The organism is Staphylococcus sp. Ze2 (genome assembly GCF_048568365.1).
In the GTDB taxonomy this organism is placed as follows: Bacteria; Bacillota; Bacilli; order Staphylococcales; family Staphylococcaceae; genus Staphylococcus; species Staphylococcus xylosus.
The window spans coordinates 1,428,545-1,447,717 of the sequence record NZ_CP183486.1 but is presented as its reverse complement, the minus strand read 5'-3'; the positions used below and the strand labels follow the sequence as shown (position 1 = coordinate 1,447,717).

The 19,173-nt window shown below is 32.9% G+C and carries 17 protein-coding genes; 2 read left to right on the top strand and 15 right to left on the bottom strand.

From position 1 onward, the window contains the following. Nucleotides 1-41: 41 nt before the first annotated feature. The 6 genes from murC to ACM591_RS06695 form a co-directional block, all read right to left on the bottom strand. The gene (gene murC, locus ACM591_RS06720) at nucleotides 42-1,355 is read right to left on the bottom strand and encodes a UDP-N-acetylmuramate--L-alanine ligase (RefSeq protein ID WP_029377024.1); all 1,314 of its coding nucleotides are present in this window, start codon (nucleotides 1,353-1,355) and stop codon (nucleotides 42-44) included. Between the two features lie 23 nt (nucleotides 1,356-1,378). Then, complete coding sequence (locus ACM591_RS06715; RefSeq protein WP_418354312.1) at nucleotides 1,379-5,230, bottom strand: DNA translocase FtsK; 3,852 nt, start codon at nucleotides 5,228-5,230, stop codon at nucleotides 1,379-1,381. Between the two features lie 17 nt (nucleotides 5,231-5,247). Continuing rightward, on the bottom strand, nucleotides 5,248-5,847 hold the full coding sequence (gene ytpR, locus ACM591_RS06710) for a YtpR family tRNA-binding protein (protein WP_029377022.1): 600 nt from the start codon (nucleotides 5,845-5,847) through the stop codon (nucleotides 5,248-5,250). Nucleotides 5,848-5,860: 13 nt separating this feature from the next. After that, nucleotides 5,861-6,724 carry a DUF1444 domain-containing protein gene (locus ACM591_RS06705; RefSeq protein ID WP_029377021.1) on the bottom strand — a complete coding sequence of 288 codons (864 nt, stop codon included), beginning with the start codon at nucleotides 6,722-6,724 and terminating at the stop codon, nucleotides 5,861-5,863. Between the two features lie 130 nt (nucleotides 6,725-6,854). Beyond that, nucleotides 6,855-7,163, bottom strand: a complete 309-nt coding sequence (locus tag ACM591_RS06700) for a thioredoxin family protein (protein ID WP_029377020.1) — start codon at nucleotides 7,161-7,163, stop codon at nucleotides 6,855-6,857. 15 nt (nucleotides 7,164-7,178) lie between these two features. Further along, nucleotides 7,179-8,255, bottom strand: a complete 1,077-nt coding sequence (locus tag ACM591_RS06695) for a M42 family metallopeptidase (protein WP_029377019.1) — start codon at nucleotides 8,253-8,255, stop codon at nucleotides 7,179-7,181. A gap of 82 nt (nucleotides 8,256-8,337) precedes the next feature. Between ACM591_RS06695 and ACM591_RS06690 the strand changes: the two genes are divergently transcribed. After that, nucleotides 8,338-8,655 (top strand): PepSY domain-containing protein, encoded by a 318-nt coding sequence (locus tag ACM591_RS06690; RefSeq protein ID WP_029377018.1) that lies wholly within the window; start codon nucleotides 8,338-8,340, stop codon nucleotides 8,653-8,655. Nucleotides 8,656-8,865: 210 nt separating this feature from the next. Here ACM591_RS06690 and ACM591_RS06685 read toward each other — a convergent pair whose 3' ends face one another. From ACM591_RS06685 to ACM591_RS06650, 8 genes are all read right to left on the bottom strand, one after another. After that, complete coding sequence (locus ACM591_RS06685) at nucleotides 8,866-9,693, bottom strand: YtnP family quorum-quenching lactonase (RefSeq protein ID WP_029377017.1); 828 nt, start codon at nucleotides 9,691-9,693, stop codon at nucleotides 8,866-8,868. Nucleotides 9,694-9,892: 199 nt separating this feature from the next. Further along, the gene (gene trmB / locus ACM591_RS06680) at nucleotides 9,893-10,528 is read right to left on the bottom strand and encodes a tRNA (guanosine(46)-N7)-methyltransferase TrmB (protein WP_029377016.1); all 636 of its coding nucleotides are present in this window, start codon (nucleotides 10,526-10,528) and stop codon (nucleotides 9,893-9,895) included. Nucleotides 10,529-10,540: 12 nt separating this feature from the next. Continuing rightward, the gene (locus ACM591_RS06675) at nucleotides 10,541-11,332 is read right to left on the bottom strand and encodes a phosphotransferase family protein (RefSeq protein WP_029377015.1); all 792 of its coding nucleotides are present in this window, start codon (nucleotides 11,330-11,332) and stop codon (nucleotides 10,541-10,543) included. A gap of 461 nt (nucleotides 11,333-11,793) precedes the next feature. Beyond that, nucleotides 11,794-12,639 carry a D-amino-acid transaminase gene (gene dat, locus ACM591_RS06670; protein ID WP_029377014.1) on the bottom strand — a complete coding sequence of 282 codons (846 nt, stop codon included), beginning with the start codon at nucleotides 12,637-12,639 and terminating at the stop codon, nucleotides 11,794-11,796. 2 nt (nucleotides 12,640-12,641) lie between these two features. Beyond that, the gene (gene pepV, locus ACM591_RS06665; protein ID WP_029377013.1) at nucleotides 12,642-14,051 is read right to left on the bottom strand and encodes a dipeptidase PepV; all 1,410 of its coding nucleotides are present in this window, start codon (nucleotides 14,049-14,051) and stop codon (nucleotides 12,642-12,644) included. 284 nt (nucleotides 14,052-14,335) lie between these two features. After that, nucleotides 14,336-14,749, bottom strand: a complete 414-nt coding sequence (locus ACM591_RS06660; protein WP_326026770.1) for a YtxH domain-containing protein — start codon at nucleotides 14,747-14,749, stop codon at nucleotides 14,336-14,338. 18 nt (nucleotides 14,750-14,767) lie between these two features. After that, nucleotides 14,768-15,466, bottom strand: a complete 699-nt coding sequence (locus ACM591_RS06655) for a pseudouridine synthase (protein WP_217971358.1) — start codon at nucleotides 15,464-15,466, stop codon at nucleotides 14,768-14,770. Next, on the bottom strand, nucleotides 15,463-17,100 hold the full coding sequence (locus ACM591_RS06650; protein ID WP_029377010.1) for a putative polysaccharide biosynthesis protein: 1,638 nt from the start codon (nucleotides 17,098-17,100) through the stop codon (nucleotides 15,463-15,465). Before ACM591_RS06650 ends, ACM591_RS06655 begins: the two co-directional genes overlap by 4 nt. 129 nt (nucleotides 17,101-17,229) lie before the next feature. Here ACM591_RS06650 and ACM591_RS06645 point away from each other — a divergent pair, with 129 nt between their 5' ends. Further along, nucleotides 17,230-18,504, top strand: coding sequence for an NAD(P)/FAD-dependent oxidoreductase (locus ACM591_RS06645; protein WP_029377009.1), 1,275 nt, complete (start codon nucleotides 17,230-17,232; stop codon nucleotides 18,502-18,504). A 347-nt stretch (nucleotides 18,505-18,851) separates the two neighbouring features. Here the strand turns inward: ACM591_RS06645 and ACM591_RS06640 are convergent, their stop codons facing one another. Further along, entirely contained in the window at nucleotides 18,852-19,163 is a 312-nt protein-coding gene (locus ACM591_RS06640; protein ID WP_029377008.1) for a rhodanese-like domain-containing protein, read from the bottom strand. Nucleotides 19,164-19,173 lie beyond the last annotated feature (10 nt).

Sequence of the window (19,173 nt, the reverse complement as noted above, 5' to 3'; positions counted from 1 at the left end):
TTATTTAATATAAATACCCCCATCATTTTAACATAAACATACTAAAATGACGAAGTGACACCAACTTTTTCCATATAAGCACGTTGAATTTTTTGTATATCGCCAGCACCCATAAATAGAATGACTGAATTACTATATTGTTCTAATATGCTTACACTTTCCTCATCGATTAGCTTTGCGCCATCGATTCTTTGAATCAAATCTTGAATCGTTAAATTACCAGTATTTTCTCTTATAGAACCAAAAATCTCACATAAGAATGTTGTGTCAGCCAAACTTAAGCATTCTGCAAATTCATCTAAAAATGCTTGAGTTCTACTAAACGTATGAGGTTGAAAAACAGCAATAACATCTTTATTAGGGTATTTCTTTCTCGCTGTTTCAATTGTAGCACTAATTTCTCTAGGGTGGTGCGCATAATCATCAACTAATACTTGATTCCCAATTTTTGTCTCATTGAATCTTCTCTTAACGCCACCAAACGTTTCTAACGCAGCTTTGATATTGTCTACGTTTAGGCTCTCTAAATAGCTTATTGTGATTACAGCAAGACCATTTAGAATGTTATGGTCACCAAATTGTGGTGAAAGGAATGTGTCATAGTATTCGTTCTTAATGTAAACATCAAATTGAGTACCTTTTTCACTAATTTTTAAGTTATCTGCATAAACATCGTCATCTTTAGAAAAACCATAATAGTAAACTGGTACATCAGCTTCTATTTTTTGTAAATACTCATCATCGCCCCATGCAATGATAGCCTTTTTCACATTCTGCGCCATTTCTTGGAACGCATTGAATACATCATCCACATCTTTAAAATAGTCTGGATGATCAAAATCTATATTTGTCATAATCGCGTAATCTGGATGATAACTTAAGAAATGTCTACGGTATTCACAAGCTTCGAATGCGAAATAATCACTTGCTGGAATACCCAAACCAGTACCATCACCAATTAGGAATGATGTCTTTTTATCACCATTCATGACGTGTGATAATAGACCTGTAGTGGAGGTCTTACCATGTGCACCTGTAACTGCTACAGACGTATATTGATTGATAATATGACCTAAGAAGTCATGATAGCGAATAACTTCTATTTTTAATTCATGTGCGCGTACAATTTCCTCATGTGTGTCTGGAAATGCATTACCTTGTACGATAACCATATCTTCTTTTATATTATCCGCATTGAAAGGTAAAATTTTAATACCATTATTTTTTAAAGCTACTTCTGTAAAAACATAATTTTGAATATCTGAACCTTGAACTTCATTTCCAAGATCACGCATGATTTGTGCTAATGAACTCATACCGGCACCTTTTATGCCAACAAAATGATAATGTGTCATAAAAACACTCCTTTATCTCTATATTAATTCTCATTTAAATCTGATTCTGTAATGTATACATCTCTTGGTTTTGAACCATTAGCTCCCGAAACATAACCTAGTTGTTCTAATTGATCAACTATTCTGGCTGCACGATTGTAACCAATTTGGAAATGTCGTTGTATTAATGAAGTTGAGATATGTCCCTCATTCAACATAAACTGACACACGTCATCGAATAAATCGTCTTGCGGTTGACTTTCAGTTTTCTTCAATAATTCTTTTTCTTCGAATAAATATTCTGGTTCTCTTTGTTCTTTAATAAAATCGACTACATCATCAATTTCATCATCAGATACAAAAGTCCCCTGAACACGAATTGGTTTATTCATCCCACTGCCAAGATAAAGCATATCACCATATCCCAGTAAGCGTTCTGCGCCACCACTATCTAAAATGGTACGAGAATCAACGCTTGACGATACCATAAATGCAACTCTCGTTGGAATATTTGCCTTAATTAAACCTGTTATTACATTGACTGATGGTCTTTGCGTTGCAACTAACATATGAATACCACAAGCACGTGCTTTTTGTGCTATACGAGCAATTGATTGCTCAACTTCTTGTGGTGCCATCATCATTAAATCTGCTAACTCATCTATAACAATAACAATTTTTGGCATTCTATCCTCATATGTTGCTTTCTTATTAAAAGCGGTAATATTTCTCACATGATATTTAGCAAAGACTTTGTAACGTCTTTCCATCTCGTCAACAGCCCATTTCAAACTTTGAGTAGCTGCTTTTACATCTGTAATTACTGGCGAAACTAAATGTGGCAAATCATTATATGGAGCCAATTCAACCATTTTCGGATCGATTAACAGTAATTTCAACTCTTCTGGGTGATTTTTATATAGTAAAGACATTAAAATACTATTTATGCATACTGATTTACCAGAACCTGTAGCACCGGCTATTAAAGCATGTGGTGTTTTGGATATATCCATTAATAAAGGCTCATTGTTAATTCTTAGACCCATGGCTACAGTTAACTTAGATTCTGAATTTTTAAATGCAGGCTCTTCAATTATTGAACGTAAATTTACTATTGTTGAATTTTGATTTGGTACTTCTATACCTACTAAACTCGTGCCGGCTATCGGCGCCTCAATACGAATATCCTTCGCAGCTAACGCCATCTTTATATCATCTTGTAAGGCAGTGATTCTTGAAACTTTGACACCTTTTTCAACAGATAATTCAAAGCGCGTTACACTTGGACCTTCTGTTACATTCTGTACCTCTGCTGGCACATTGAAATAATAGAAAGCTTCATTTAACTCTTGTTTTTTATCTTCTATCCAAGATTCATCTACTTCGTGTTGTTTAGGCGCTTCTAATAATTCTACATTCGGTAATTTAATATTTGGTCCTCGACGTATAGTGGGTTTATTTTCATTCTCATTTGATGTCTTTGTACCACCTAGCTGTGAAGTAGGCTCTGGTTTTAACAATGGTTCTTGAACAGATTGTCCAGAGTACTCATCTGGATTAACAGACTGATGATTGCTAACAACATTGTTATCTTTGGATGTATCTAATTTATCAGATTGTTGCTTGTTACTATTCGTTGTTTTAGCTTCATCATAATTATTTCCTGTTGTATTTGTTGCTGTTTCATCGGATAATGTTTCAACTTTAATATCAGACATGTTATCTAAATCACTTTCTGAAGCACTTTGTTGAACATTATCTGACTCATTTATTGTAGCTTGGTTTTCATGTTCTGAATCAAGTTCATGACCTATCTCTGTCTGTTGCTCTGTCGTCTTTAGTTCAGAAGTATTATCATTTGTAGCATGATGAGTCGCATGGTTTTCAGTCGAACTCACTCTATTTTGATGCTGTGCTTTTCTTGCATCTAACATACGTTTTTTATCTGAAGGAGTCATGACTACATTGAAAGGCTTACTCCCTTTATTAATAGTTGATTTTGCTTGAGTTGACTGAGTATGTTGTATTGCTTTACTAGTATCAACTTTTGAATCTACTGTATCATTTGTTTCTTGTTCATCTAAATCTTTATCTTGTGAGAATTCTGTATTACCATGATTTCCTTTTGAAAGATTAACATCTATATCATCCACTGCATTTTCTTCTGAATGAGATATATTTGAGTCTTTGCTATTAGCTTCAACTGATAGCGATGGACTGCCAGATTCAGGGGAGTCGTTTACGATTTCTTCGGATTCAGCCACCTGTGCTGTTTCTACATTTTCTTTTGTATCATCTTCAGTTGAATGTAAGGGCTCATTATTTGATAAAGTCGATTGACTCGTATCATTATCTCCTAACTCTCTGTAATACGCATCTGCTATATCAGTATCTTCAGTTTCTGCATTTTGACTTTCTAATGCTTCTGCTTGTATTTCAGTTGTATCTATATTGAGGTTTTCGTTGGATTGTGAATTAACTACCTCATCTGAAGATGTCTCGCCAAGTGTATTGGTTAAGTCGTAAGATTCATTATCAACTTTATCTTCAGACATATCGTCGTTAATCTCTGGAGATTCTGTAACATTTCTTTCTGCTTGTATTTCAGAATCAACATTTACATACTCGTCATTGATTGTATGTATATCACGAATATTATCTAAATTAATTTCTTCGTATTTATACGTTGAGTCAATCTTCTCTTCTTGCTGATTGGCAGATGTATCTTGCATAGCGCTAGTATTTGAAACGTCTTGAACTGATGCTTCCGAATCAACTTCAGTAGCATTTGTCGTTTGTTCTTCAGCATCTAACGAGCTTTCACCTATGTAGTTTTGAGCTTGTTTGGCATACATTTCATCGATTGCTTTTTGTATACTATCTTCTTGCTTCTCTTGATGCTCATGACGCTTTTGTTGTAAGGCTTTTTTAAACTGACGCTTTTGAAGCACTTTTCTTTCACGTTCACGACGTATTTCTTCAACAATTTGTGAAGCATAAATATTTTCAAAATGAATTGTATTATCCATTTTTGCACGTTTAGCAAGAGGTTCTTGTTTGGTGATATCTGTTGCATCAAACGAGTCATTTTGTGTTTTTTCTTCTTCATCTGCACTATCTTCTGCTTGTTCAATAGTTGATGCAGATAACACATCATTATTATCTTCATTAAAATCATCGGCATATTGATCATTATAAAATGTCGTTTCATTTGAAGTCGGATTTTGAGAATTAGATTGATTCTTTTTATCAAATTCCAAACTTACTTCATCGGCATATGAATCAGTTTCGGACTGCTGATTCTGTTTTATAACGCCATTAACTAATGGACTAGGTTTTTTTGTACCAAAAATCGCAGAAGGAACTTCACTTGCTTTAAAATCGCTTTGATGGTAACTAGGTGTATTAGATTTATGCTTTGAAGTCGCATTTGCACGCAAAACATCCGTCTGAATTCTCATTCTTTTACCTTTGTGACTTCTCTGTTCACTTTTCGGTTCAGAAACTGACTCATCACGTGTGCTATTTTGTTCTGCTCGTTTCGAATTAACGTTGCTAGAGACGTCTTTTTCATACATTTGTCTACGTCTTCTTTGTTTGTGGTTAACACTTAAATTATTATCATTTTTGCGATAAGTATGATTATCATTAACTTCAGAATTCGTGTTGTCTACATTTGCATCGTCATTTATGTTATTTGTTTCATTTGCTTCTTCCAAAATATGCATTGGAAATCTAAACTTTCCTTTTGGTCTTTCATAAACATCATTGTTCTGAGGAAGTAATGAATCTTGATTCTCTTGTTGTGTAGCTTTTTGACGTCGTTGGCTTCTTTTATTAAGATAATCTTCACTTGAGTCATTATCTTCTCCAAATAACTTGTCGAACCAGCTCATACGCACATTACCTCCTTTTATTCTTCAAAAAATGCTTGCCCTACTGTATAATCATCAGATAAGACCATAATACCTTTTTCTTGTGGTGCGTTCGGTAATTCTAACTCTTTCATTGAACAAATCATACCACTTGACGCAACGCCTCTAAGTTCAGCATCCTTTATCACCATACCGCTAGGCATAACAGCTCCAACTTTAGCTACAACAACCTTTTGCCCTGCTTCAATATTAGCTGCACCGCAAACAATTTGTAATTTTTCTGTAGCAACATCAACACGCAACACACTTAATTTATCAGCATCTGGATGTTTTTCTTTTGTCTCAACATAGCCTACTACAAATTTAGGTGAAAAGTCGGTATCTAACTTATAAGTAAATCCAGCTTCTTCAATAGCTGTTTGAAATTCATTCACTAAAGTTTCATTTAATTTAACGTGCCCGTTGCCATCTATAGATGTTTTATATGACGCATTAAATATGTTGAATCCTACAACTTTATTTTCATGTTGGATCTCAACGACATCACCTTTATATTCATAGTTAAATTCACCATTAGCAGGCTCTATTTGTAAAAATGCTACATCACCTACTGCTTGTTTATTATAAAAAAGATTCATTAAAATTTACTCCTTACTTCTTATCTTTATTTTCGTATTGTTTTCTTGTAGCTTCTAATCTTTGTATTACATTTGGATCTCTTTTTTGTTTATTATTTTTACCTAAAATAAAAATAGGTTCAAAGTGGCCTTTATCATATCCTAAAGATAGTGAAGTAATTGGCACTAAACCATTTGTAAAAAACTCCATAGTTAAGTGTGCCATCACGTCATAACCTGTTTTATTTCTTATATCAGCTATGATTAATACATCTTGGTGTGGCACCGCTACTAACATTTCGCCTTCACATTGTTCTTGTATATTATTTAAGAATGAAGTGTTTAATACTCTACTAGCATCATAACCATCATTGGTATTAACAAAATAGAATATATTACCTTTTACTTCATCGGTCGTATATTTATTTTCTAACTTTCTTACGTTAAATAACGCCATTTCTTTTAATTGCTGTTTAGTTAGGTTCATTTGTTCTAGAGTTTTTTCATCAATTAGACGATAGGACTTACCTAAATCCATCGCATAGTATATATTAGTTTCTGCAGTATGTTCATCTATAACAAATGCATTTCCACTTTTGTCTTTCTTATCAAAACTTGGCGATCTTAATACTGGCATTACTTTAATATCATCAGTATTAGATAATGCTGCGTCATTCATTTGTGCTACAGCTTCTTCCACATAATAGACAATTTCATCAACTATTTTTTCTTTTTGCGATTTATATTTAGCTACAATCGGAGAGAGTTTAACAGTCACACCTTTATCATTATCTACCCTAGATATACGTAAGGTTTCTTCATCACGATTAAAACTAAATTTAACGTCTAGATGGTTCAATCGATCTTTTAACTTATCTCTCATTTGAAAGACATTCATGTTTAACACTCCTATTAACGTGCCTTTTTCTAGTTTACAATAAAAGCACCCTTAGGAACAGAAAAAATGTAAGTTCTAAGGGTATATATTTTTATAAATTGATCTTGATTACTTTACAAAATGGCTCGACTTATAATGAAGATAAAAATGCATCAATTTGTTCAATTGATTTACGCTCCTTACCAATATAACTACCAATTTGTTGTCCAGCACTAAACACTAGAAAACTTGGTATACCCATGATGCCATGCTCAACACATAAATCAATAAATTTGTCTCTATCTACTGATATAAAATTATATTCAGTGAATTTTTCTTCTATTTTAGGGAGGTCTGGTTCAATGACTTTACAATCAGGGCACCAGTCTGCAGTAAATAAAAATACAGTTTTTTCATTTTTTAGTTGTTCAAATTGTTGTTCAGTTTCTAAATGTTTCATCATACCACTCCTATATTATTTATATTGTAACATTTCAACTTTTTCTTGGTTTAAGTGTGTTATACTCTCTAATAATAATTTTCTTGCAGCTTCATAATCTCTAATATCAAACACTGCATTTGTACTATGGATGTAGCGTGCACAAACGCCAATGACTGCAGTAGGAATACCGATTTTTGCTTTATGAATTTCGCCGCCATCTGTTCCACCTGGTGAAATATAGTATTGGTGAGCTATGCCAAACTCTTTAGCAAGTGAAAGTAGATAATCTCTAAATGTTGGTTTGAGTATCATTGTGCCATCTTTAATTCTAATTAAAGTGCCCTCCCCTAATTCACCTGACAAGTTTTGCTTGCCTTTCATGTCGTTAGCTGGAGAACAATCAACTACAAAGGCTAAATCAGGATCAATGAGTTCAGCAGAAGCTTTTGCACCTCGTAGTCCTACTTCTTCTTGTACATTAGCACCTACATACAAATCAAAATCCAATTCAACATCTTTTAGTAATTCTAATAATTCGATACCAATTAAACAGCCATAACGATTATCCCAAGCTTTACTAGCGTATCGGAACTCAGATAATTGCGTAAAAGTAGTATCAGGAACAATACTATCCCCAATCTCAATACCACGTTGTGCTACTTCATCACTATTCTCAGAACCAATGTCTAATAACAAATCTTCAATTTTAGGAGCACCTTCATTACCTGACCTAAAGTGCTTAGGTATATTTGCAACAACACCACTGATTTCTTCACCTTGACGTGACTTTACTTTAAGTCTTTGGCCTTGCCATATATCATTGGCAACACCACCTAAGTTGGTAAACTGTAACATACCATTACTAGTTATATTCGTCACCATAAAACCAATTTCATCCATGTGAGCGGCAACCATTATACGTTTAGCATTAGGTTTTTTCGAGCGTTTCACTCCGTAAAAGCCACCCATTCTATTGTAAATAAATTCATCGACAAAAGGCTCCATTTCTGATTCCATATACGATTTCACATCATCTTCAAAGCCAGGTGCACCATGTAATTCTGTTAATATTTTCATTCTTGTTAATGTTTTATTCTTGTTTATATCCAACGTGTCTCACTCCTTAAGATTTATTATATCATCTTCATTATGGTAAACTATAAATATGACTTTATTGGGGGTAGATTGTGTTATGTTGAATAAAAAAAATAGGTTCATCATCTTATTTATTATGCTGACAACTATTGTCGGATCTATTTATTTTTATACTCGCCGCAAGCATCAACAATATCAAGATCCAGAAAAAATTATTTCTGAAGTTAGAACTTATTTTATGAATGTTATAGGCTCATACATATTGCATGAACCAATTACTTATAAAAATACTAGTGATGCTAAGCTTGTTTTCCAAGGAGGTATTACTACCCAAAACAATGGGTCACTTACTTCATATGATTTTTTTGTCGATGCAAATAGTGGAGAAATCATTAATATTATTGAATGTGAATGATAGAAGGTTAAAGTTATGATTGTAAAATGTATATATTAGAAGCCATTCGAGACATCTAATAGATGTGAGCTGAAATTGCTTCATATCACAAAAACTATATACATTATTGAAGTCGAAGATTTAAAACGGATTATGCTCAAGAAATATGCACGTATACTTTCTTAAATCATGTTTTAACTCCGAGTCTTAAATTCATAACTTTAACCTTTTTTAGTCTCTGGAAATAAATGTTTCAATTTCTGTCATACTCTGTTTATCAAACTTCACTGCAAAATAATTCACATCATGATAATACAAGAACCAGTAATCATTTAAAATATAATTCGGAATCAAGCGTTCTTTCTCTCTTATTGATTGCATAGGATAATCATCATAAGCTGTTACCCATAAAGGGTTTCTATGTGCAATTGTCGGGAATATGTCTCCCATATGAATAGCTTTCTCACCATTGCTCTCTATTGTAATAATAGAGTGACCAAAGCTATGCCCCCCAGTGTGCATGATGTTAATTCCTGGTAAAACTTCCATTTCTTTATCAAATAATAATAGTTTCTGTTGGAAATCACCGTTATTTTTCGTCCAATAAGTTGATTTACTCCTTAAGTTTGGACTTTGAAATTCGTGCCACTCATCTTGTTGAATGATATGGATAGCATTTTCAAAAATCGCATGACCTTTATCATCAGTCAAACCTGCTGCGTGGTCAAAATGCATATGCGTCATTAATACATAATCAATATCCTTTGTTGTCATATCTAAAACTTCTAAATCTTCTTTAATATGACTTTCATATTCTGCACCAAAATTTCTACGTTCTTTTTCTGTCAATTTACCAAAACCAATACCAGTATCTATAATGACGTTTTTATCGCCTGTTTGTATTAATATTGGGTGCGTAGGTAAAGGAATTTGATTTTTATCATTCACTTCATATTTTCTCGTCCACAAAGCCCGCGGTACTACACCAAACATTGCTCCTCCATCAATATTTGTAATGCCACCGTTTAAGTAATGTACGCTAAAATCTCCTAATTTCATATAATTAATTCCTCCTCAGTATCCAATAAACCTTAGTTACTCATTATCTTTTATATTAATACAAACAAACTATTACGTAAAATAATGCACCACCGATTACATACAGTACTTTTCTCTCATTTATAATGCAATAATATGTCACAAATGCAAAAAAAATTGATAAGGCTTTACCTTATCAATTGAAATAATTTTTATTAAATTAATGGAATTTTGCTTCCATACGATAAATTCTAGAACCTTTATCAGAAAATTTTCTTTCGTATTCCGTCTCAATGTTAGTTTCAACGTCTTCTTGATGTAAATTCAAATTAATTTTAGTGAAATACATACCAAATTGCGACATACTCTCTAAACTATATGCAAATAGTCCTCGATTATCAGTTTTAAAATGAAGTTCTCCATCTTTTTTTAATACTTGTTTATACAAAGTTAAATAAGTATGATAAGTTAATCGACGTTTAGTATGCCTTTTCTTTGGCCATGGATCTGAAAAATTTAAATAGATGCGTGAAATTTCTTCATCTTTAAAATATTCATTAAGTTCTATCGCATCATTACATATAAGTTTAATATTAGTTAAACCTTGATCTAATACTTTATCTAGAACTTTAACCATTACACTTTTTTCCCGCTCCATCGAAATAAAATTGATATCAGGGTTTTGTGCAGCAAGCGTAGTTATAAACTGTCCCATTCCTGAACCTATTTCAATGTAAATCGGTTGATCATTATCAAACCAATCACTGATTTGCCCTGCATGACTACCATCGATATCCACTATATTCGGTTCTTTTTTTAAGTAGTCTTCAGCCCAAGGCTTGTAGCGCATTCTCATTTTGATAACTCCTTATATAAATGCATTGTTATTCATGACTTCATTTAAAAATTTAAGCCACATATTCATATCTTTATAACGTTTTTGTTCTTCATACCACTGTACCATACCAATAGATTGTACCACTGTGTACCATTTCATACGTTTTTGTAAATCCATTGAATCTTTCGTACCATAAACATTTAACCACTGAGGCCATTTCTTTTCTGGAACGTAATTGTAAAGCAGCATACCTAAATCAATCGCTGGATCAGCAATCATCGCACCTTCCCAATCAACAAGGTATAATTCATCATGATCAGACAATAGCCAGTTGTTATGATTAACATCGCCATGGACTACTGTAAAGAAACGAGGATCCAAGTTCGGCATATGGTCTTCAAGATAAGTTAAGGCTTTTCGAACAACATGATGCGTTAAAACTTCTCGTGATAAAGAAGCGTTAATCTTGTTTAATAGAATATCAGGAGTGATTGGCTCCATTTCCATACGTTTTAACATATTAAGTAATGTTTTAGAACTATGAATCTTTTTCAATAAATTAGCTACCCGTTGTTCATGCATTTCGTTGAAAGTAAGTTCTCTACCATTTTTCCAATGTTGCGCCGTTACCACTTCACCAGTTTCTATGCGTTTCGTCCACACTAATTTTGGCACAATACCTTCGGCTGATAATGCCGCAATAAATGGATTTGAATTTCTTTTTAGGAATAACTTTTGCCCATCCTGCTCAGCCATATATGCCTCACCAGATGCACCGCCTGCTGAATCAAGCGTCCATCCCAATTGATAAAACTGCTCCAACACGTTCACCTCACTTTCAATTAGAAAATGGCTCAAGAAAACAGATTTCGAGAGCCATATATAATCATTTTCTATTACAATATTTTAAACTTCAACCCAAATTTATGTCGCCTCAAGTTTTATGACTGACACAATGTCCCATGTGGTTCAAGTTAAGTTATTTAATAACAGTACTAAGTTTCAAAATTATAGCAACTTTTACATCATACCATAAATCAAACTCAAACAAAGTACTATTTTAATATTTTCTATATCTTTTTTTTCATAAATTTATTACGGTCAATTTCAAGACTCATAAAAGATTTTATAATGTTTGAGACTGAATTTCAACCAAAAATGAGAAACAAAAAGATACATTTTACTTTCAATTTTATATTGAAATCTCTTAAACGGCTCAGTTAGCATTATAACATAATTTCACCGTAATTTATGTGACATTTTATATCCATTTATGGAAAATATTAACTATGTGTGTCAATGTATCTGTTAAATCCTTCTTGCAATGATTTCGTAATACTACCTACTTCACCATTACCTACGTTTTCTCCATTCAATTTAACAACAGGCATGACTTCTATTGATGTACTAGACACAATGATTTCGTCTGCATTTTTTAAGAAATCCAATGTGAATACTTCTTCATTAAAAGGTATATCCTTTTCTTCAGCAACTGATTTGATAACCATACGTGTTATACCATTTAATATATAATTATTTACTGGATGTGTGTATATCTCACCGTTTTTAATTGCATACACATTACTAGAAGAACCTTCTGTAACGATATCACCACGGTGTTGAATTGCTTCTTGAGCATTATATTTTGTTGCGTATTCTTTAGCTAATACATTTCCTAATAAATTCAAACTTTTAATATCACATCTTAGCCAACGAATATCTTCTGTTGTAATAGCATTAATACCTTCTTCAAGCAATTTGTATGGACGATCATAAGACTTCGTAAATGCCATTATATTCGCCTCTACTGATGGAGTAGGGAAAGCATGATCACGTGGCGCAGCACCACGAGTTACCTGGATATAAACACCACCATTAACGATACCATTTGTAGATAACAATTCTTGAACTAATTCCGTCAATTCATCTACATTATATTTTAATTCTAGACCGATTTCTTTAGCACTACGTAGTAATCTTTCAAAATGTTCTTTAGCTGTAAAAACATTGTTATCATAAACTCTTATATATTCATAAATGCCATCGCCAAAGACATAACCTCTATCGTTATACGGTACATTTGCATCTTGCTCGTCCACAAGTTTTTCATTTATTAGTACTTTTGTCATATTTATTCCTCCACACACAATTTATATAATGACTCCAAGTAAATGCTTGTCGCATTAAATAATTGTTTTTTAGTAATATACTCGTTTTTTTGATGCATTAAGTCTTCAGAATCGCTGAACATAGCACCAAATGCAACACCTTTATCTAGATTACGCGCATAAGTACCGCCACCTATTGTAAAAGGTTCAGTTTGGTCACCAGTCTGGTTTCTATAGGCTTCTACTAAACTTTGTACAAATGGATCGTCTTTTTCCACATAATGTGGTGTTTGGTTCTTACCTAGTTCAATTGAAAACCCTAATGGATTTATTTCGCTCTTAAATCTAGTCAATGCTTCTTCAAATTCAAATCCTTCTGGATATCTTAAATTGATACCAAATGAGCCACCTTTTTGATTATCATAAGTTATTACACCGATATTAGTAGTAACATCTCCCATTACTTCTGTATGGAATTTCATACCCATTTTTTCTCCAAAATGAGACTCAAATAAATATTTATTACTGAATTCAACAAAATTAGCTGCTGTCTTATCTAAATCCAAGCTAGATAAGAAATTAAGTAAATATAGCCCTGCATTTACACCAATCGATGGATCCATGCCATGGACTGCTTTACCATATACTTTAAGAACTAATACACCACTATCAACAACACTTTCTCCATCAATTTGATTGTCATTTAAGTATTGTTCAAAATTTTGAATGACGTCCGTCATATTTTCTTTAACCGCAACATGTGCTACTGCTTCATCTGGAACCATGTTATATCTTTCACCAGATTTAAATGAACGTAATTCGTATTCAGGTTCATCTTGATCTTCAGCTTTGTCATTTTGAATTACATCAAATGTACTTATACCTTTTTCTCCATGGATAGCTGGGAATTCAGCATCCGGAGCGAAACCTAACACTGGCATTTCTTCTGTTTCGAAATAACGGTCTGTACATTTCCAATCTGACTCTTCATCCGTACCAATGATGATATGTATACGTTTCTTCCAATTTACATTCATTTCATTTAAAATTTTGACTGCATAATAAGCCGCAATTGTTGGGCCTTTGTCATCCAAAGTACCGCGAGCTACAATTTTGTCTTCAGTAACTAATGGATTGAATGGATCTGAATCCCATCCATCACCAGCGGGAACAACATCTACGTGGCATAAGATACCAAAAAGATCTTCACCTTCACCCGCTTCAATTCGTCCAGCAATATGATCAACATCATGTACGCCAAAGCCATCACGTTCTGCAAGTTGGTACATGTAATCTAGGGCTTTACGTGGTCCTGGTCCAACAGGGTTCTCTGAAGATGCCTTATCATCTTCTCTTACACTTTCGATAGATAAAAGTCCTTTCAAGTCCTCAACAATTTGACCTTCATACGCTTTTACTTTATCTCTCCACATTTGCAATCAACTTCCTTCTTATAACTAATATATTTAATATTTTACATGAACAAGAGAAGAAACTACAGTGAGATGTGTCTAATAATTCAAAAATTAACTGTTATGATTTGTATTAAAACAGTTTAAAGGCTATATATTACTATATAAAATACCTGTATTAATATAGAAAAAGGAGCGAGTTAGAAATCAAAATTCGATTTCTTATTCTCGCCCCTATGGCTTACTATACGTTTAATTAACATGTAATAAATGCATTAAGCTAAGTAATAGCTAATATGACTAATTTATTTTTCATCACGTTTATTACTGTTATTTTTCAATTCTTCTTCTGTTACAACGCGTAGGTTGTTTGACGGATCAGCAGCACCTTCATCAGTAAATCTCGCTTCTTCAATATGCTCTTCTTCATTTTCACTAGCATTTTTAAAGCGATCTTTTTGTTCATTGATAAATCCTTTAGGATCTTGCTTAACTTTTGAAGCATAACCCTTCGGATCTTGTTTTACTTCATTATATGTTTCACCAGCTTTAGAACTTATTTGACTTGCGATGTCTTTGGCATTTTGTTTATAAGATTCTGGGTTAGATTTATATTTACTGTATTCATCTTTCAATCTATCTCTATTTTCTTTTTTAGAGAGAACAACGGCTGCAGCTGCTCCACCGATGCCTACAATTGCTTTAAATAATTTTGACATAATAACTACACCTCTTCTTTATTTTAATCCTAAGCTTTTAAAATCTTGTTGATTTAAATGACGATATTCTCCTGGTGCCAATGTTAAATCAAGATGAAGATCTCCAATGCTAATACGTTTCAATTCTATAACTTCATTATTTATCGCATGAAACATACGCTTAACTTGATGATAACGTCCTTCATGAATCGTAACAAATGATTTATACATTTCATCACTTTTCACTAATTCCGCTGGTTTTGCCAATCCCTCATTTAATTCAATACCCACTTTAAATGCATTTATATCATTTTTTGTAATATTTTTTTCAGAAACCACTTCATATGTTTTAGGAACATGCTTCGTTGGACTCATTAAGTCGTGGTTGAATTGCCCATCGTTAGTAATTAGTAATAAACCTTCTGTATCTTTATCCAAACGTCCCACCGGAAAAACATTCAAATATTTATATTCATCGACCAAATCAATGACAGTCTGTTGTTTGTCATCTTCAGTTGCTGAAATATAGCCCTTAGGTTTGTTTAGCATTAAATATACTTTATCAATATATTGGATGCGCGTATCATTTACTGTTACAACATCAACATCTGGGTTTAATTGCCTTTTGGGTGAGGTTTCTATATTATCATTCACAGTTACTTGTTTCTTTTTTAATAATTGCTTAACTTCGGTACGTGTACCTACACCCATATTTGCTAAAAACTTATCTAATCTCATTTAATAATCCCTAATTTACGTCTAAGTTTATTTGGCATTTCTCCTAAAAATTGATCGGCTAACTTTGTCTTCATAGTGATACTTCCATAAATGATCATACCAATTACTACACTTATAATTAAAATAGCTAATGAACCTATTTTAGATTCTGGTGAAATCATCATTTGTAATATGAATGATGATAATTCAACAACAATCATCATGATTAAACCATATAGGAATATTTTACCAAAGTGTAACCATGTTTCTGAGAAATCAAATTTCGCATATTTTTTAAGTATATAAAAATTACATAAAACAGCAAACAATAATGCAATCGCTGTACTTAAAATTGCGCCAGCTGTATGGAAAGCCATAATTAGTGGTGTGTTAAGTATAACTTTTAAAACAACCGCTGATAAAATTACAAATACTGTCAATTTTTGCTTGTCTATACCTTGTAGCATAGATGCTGTCACACTTAACAATCCAATTAAAATAGCAACTGGTGCATAATAGAATAGTAGCTGACTTCCATCAACATTATAACTATAGAACACAGTATATAATGGTAATGCTAAAGCCATAATTCCTAAACTTGCTGGTACTGTGATATACATTAATACACCTAAAGAAGTTCTAATTTGTCTATGCATTTCACTTAACTCGCCAGATTCGTATGTTTTTGTAATAAATGGAATTAAACTTACTGCAAAACCAGCTGATAGTGACGTTGGAATCATCACTATTTTATTTGTAGTCATATTTAAAATAGTAAAGAAATAGTCATGTAATCGGCTCGGTACACCTGCTAAATCTAAAGCACCATTATGTGTAAATTGGTCAACTAAATTAAACAACGGAAAATTCAAACTAACAATAACAAATGGAATACTATACGAAATAATTTCTTTATACATTTTTCCATATGAAACACTTATACCGGAAACATCTGTTGCAACCATTTTTTCAATATTAGGTTTTCTTTTTCGCCAGTAGTACCACAATGTAAAGATACCAGCTACAGCACCTATTGCTGCAGCAAACGTTGCAACACCATTAGCTTGTAATACACTTCCATTAAAGACATTAAGTACTAGATAACTTCCAATTAGAATAAATAAGATACGTGCAATTTGTTCTATAACTTCTGATACTGCTGTCGGTCCCATTGATTTATAACCTTGGAACACACCACGCCATGTAGCGAGTAACGGAATAAATATGACGACCATACTGATAATTCTAATAATCCAGGTAATGTCATCAACTGACCAGCCACCCTTAGCTCCTGATTCATGAGCCAATGTGATGCTTGCTATACTTGGAGCTAATAAATATAAAATGAAAAATCCTATAAATCCAGTAATGGTCATTACGATAAAACTAGATTTATATAACTTTTCACTTACTTTATATGCACCTAAAGCATTATACTTAGATACATATTTAGACGCCGCTAACGGCACACCAGCAGTTGCAATTGCAATTGCAATATTATATGGCGTATATGCATAGTTAAAAGGTGCCAATTTTTCTTCCCCGCCAATAATGGAGTAGAATGGAATAATATATATTACACCCAGAACTTTAGTAATCAATATACTAAGGGTGATTAAAAAGGTACCCCTAACTAATTCTTTACTTTCACTCATTCAGATCTTCCTATCTCAAATTAAATTTTTACACTCATAACTTCAATAATAACGTTATAACCACTTTTTTTCAAAACTATATTACTATAAACTATAAAATAACACTATTTAGTAAAGGGAGGCAATGAAATGTATCAAACAATTATTATAGGCGGTGGTCCAAGTGGACTTATGGCAGCAGCTGCTGCAAGTCAATCAAGCAATAGCGTTTTATTGATTGAAAAGAAAAAAGGACTAGGCCGCAAATTAAAAATTTCTGGTGGTGGTCGTTGCAATGTAACCAATCGTCTTCCTTATGATGAAATTATAAAAAATATTCCAGGTAATGGAAAATTTTTATATAGCCCTTTCTCAGTTTTTGATAATGAATCCATCATTCATTTCTTTGAATCAAGAGGCGTATCTTTAAAAGAAGAAGATCACGGACGTATGTTCCCAGTTTCTAATAAAGCTCAAGATGTTGTGGATGCGCTTATTCACACTTTGCAACAAAATAAAGTAGAAGTTAAAGAAGAAGCCACTGTTGCTTCAATTTCATACACTGATAATCAAACTTTCCAAGTGTCGCTTAATGATCAACAGTCTTTTGAAAGTCAAAGTTTAGTTATTGCAACTGGTGGTACAAGTGTGCCACAAACAGGTTCTACTGGGGATGGTTATAAATTTGCAGAACAATTAGGTCATTCCATCACTGAATTATTTCCTACTGAAGTACCAATTACTTCTGCTGAACCTTTCATTAAGAATAAACGGCTAAAAGGATTGAGTTTAAAAGATGTAGCACTTTCTGTTTTAAAAAAGAATGGAAAAACAAGAATCACACATCAAATGGACATGTTGTTCACACATTTTGGTATCAGTGGTCCTGCTGCATTAAGATGTAGCCAATTCGTTTATAAAGAACAAAAAAACCAAAAACGACAAGAGATACAAATGCAAATCGATGCTTTTCCAGAATTAACTCAAAATGAATTAGAACTAAAAATCCGCAGTTTACTTGAAGACACGCCAGACAAGTACATCAAGAACAGTTTACATGGTTTAATTGAAGAGCGCTATTTATTATTTATTATCGAACAGGCAGACATCCCTGATGATTTAACTGCACATCACATTTCCAACGCACAAATCAATAATATTGTAGCGTTATTAAAAGGGTTTACTTTTTATGTCAACGGCACATTATCCATTGAGAAAGCATTTGTAACCGGCGGCGGGGTTTCACTAAAAGAAATACAGCCTAAAACAATGATGTCAAAAATTATCCCTGGCTTATTTTTATGTGGTGAAGTGTTAGACATTCACGGTTATACTGGCGGTTATAATATTACTAGTGCCTTAGTTACAGGGCATGTTGCCGGCACTAATGCAAGTGAATTTGTCTCTACAACTCAAACGCTTTAGATTTAAATATTGAAAACAATATTACATTCGCAATCATATACCGTATTAATCATCCTCAAATTATATAATCTACAATTTTTATAAATACTTAAACAGCTCACTTTACATATAATTTATGTTTTGGGCTGTTTTTTTGTTATATGCAGTTTAATTCACCCACAATTTCTAAAATATTCTATCTCAATCTTTCAAAAATAGAATCTCTTCAAAAACCACAATAAAAAAGCACTTCAAAGTAGACACTTGAATAAAGTGGCTACCTCGAAGCACTTATAAATTAAACCAGAATACACATATCACTACTTTACAATGATATATGTACGATTATTCATTTTTTCTTGCAAAAATTAGACACTTTTCAGTTCTAAACCTTCGTCTCCCCAAGCATCCATACCGCCTTCAACGTTCACTGCATTAACGCCGTTTTGTTCAAGATATTGAACGACTTGCGCACTTCTGCCACCAACTTTACATATAATATAATAAGTATCATTTTCATTAAATTGGTTAAGGTTTTCTGGTATTTTATTCATTGGAATTGTTTTTGCACCGGGAATAATTCCCATCGCCGTTTCTTCATCAGTTCTAACGTCAACGATATTAACAGGATTAGCATCTAAAATTTCACTTTTTAATTCATCAATTGTAATAGATTCCATTATTAATTCC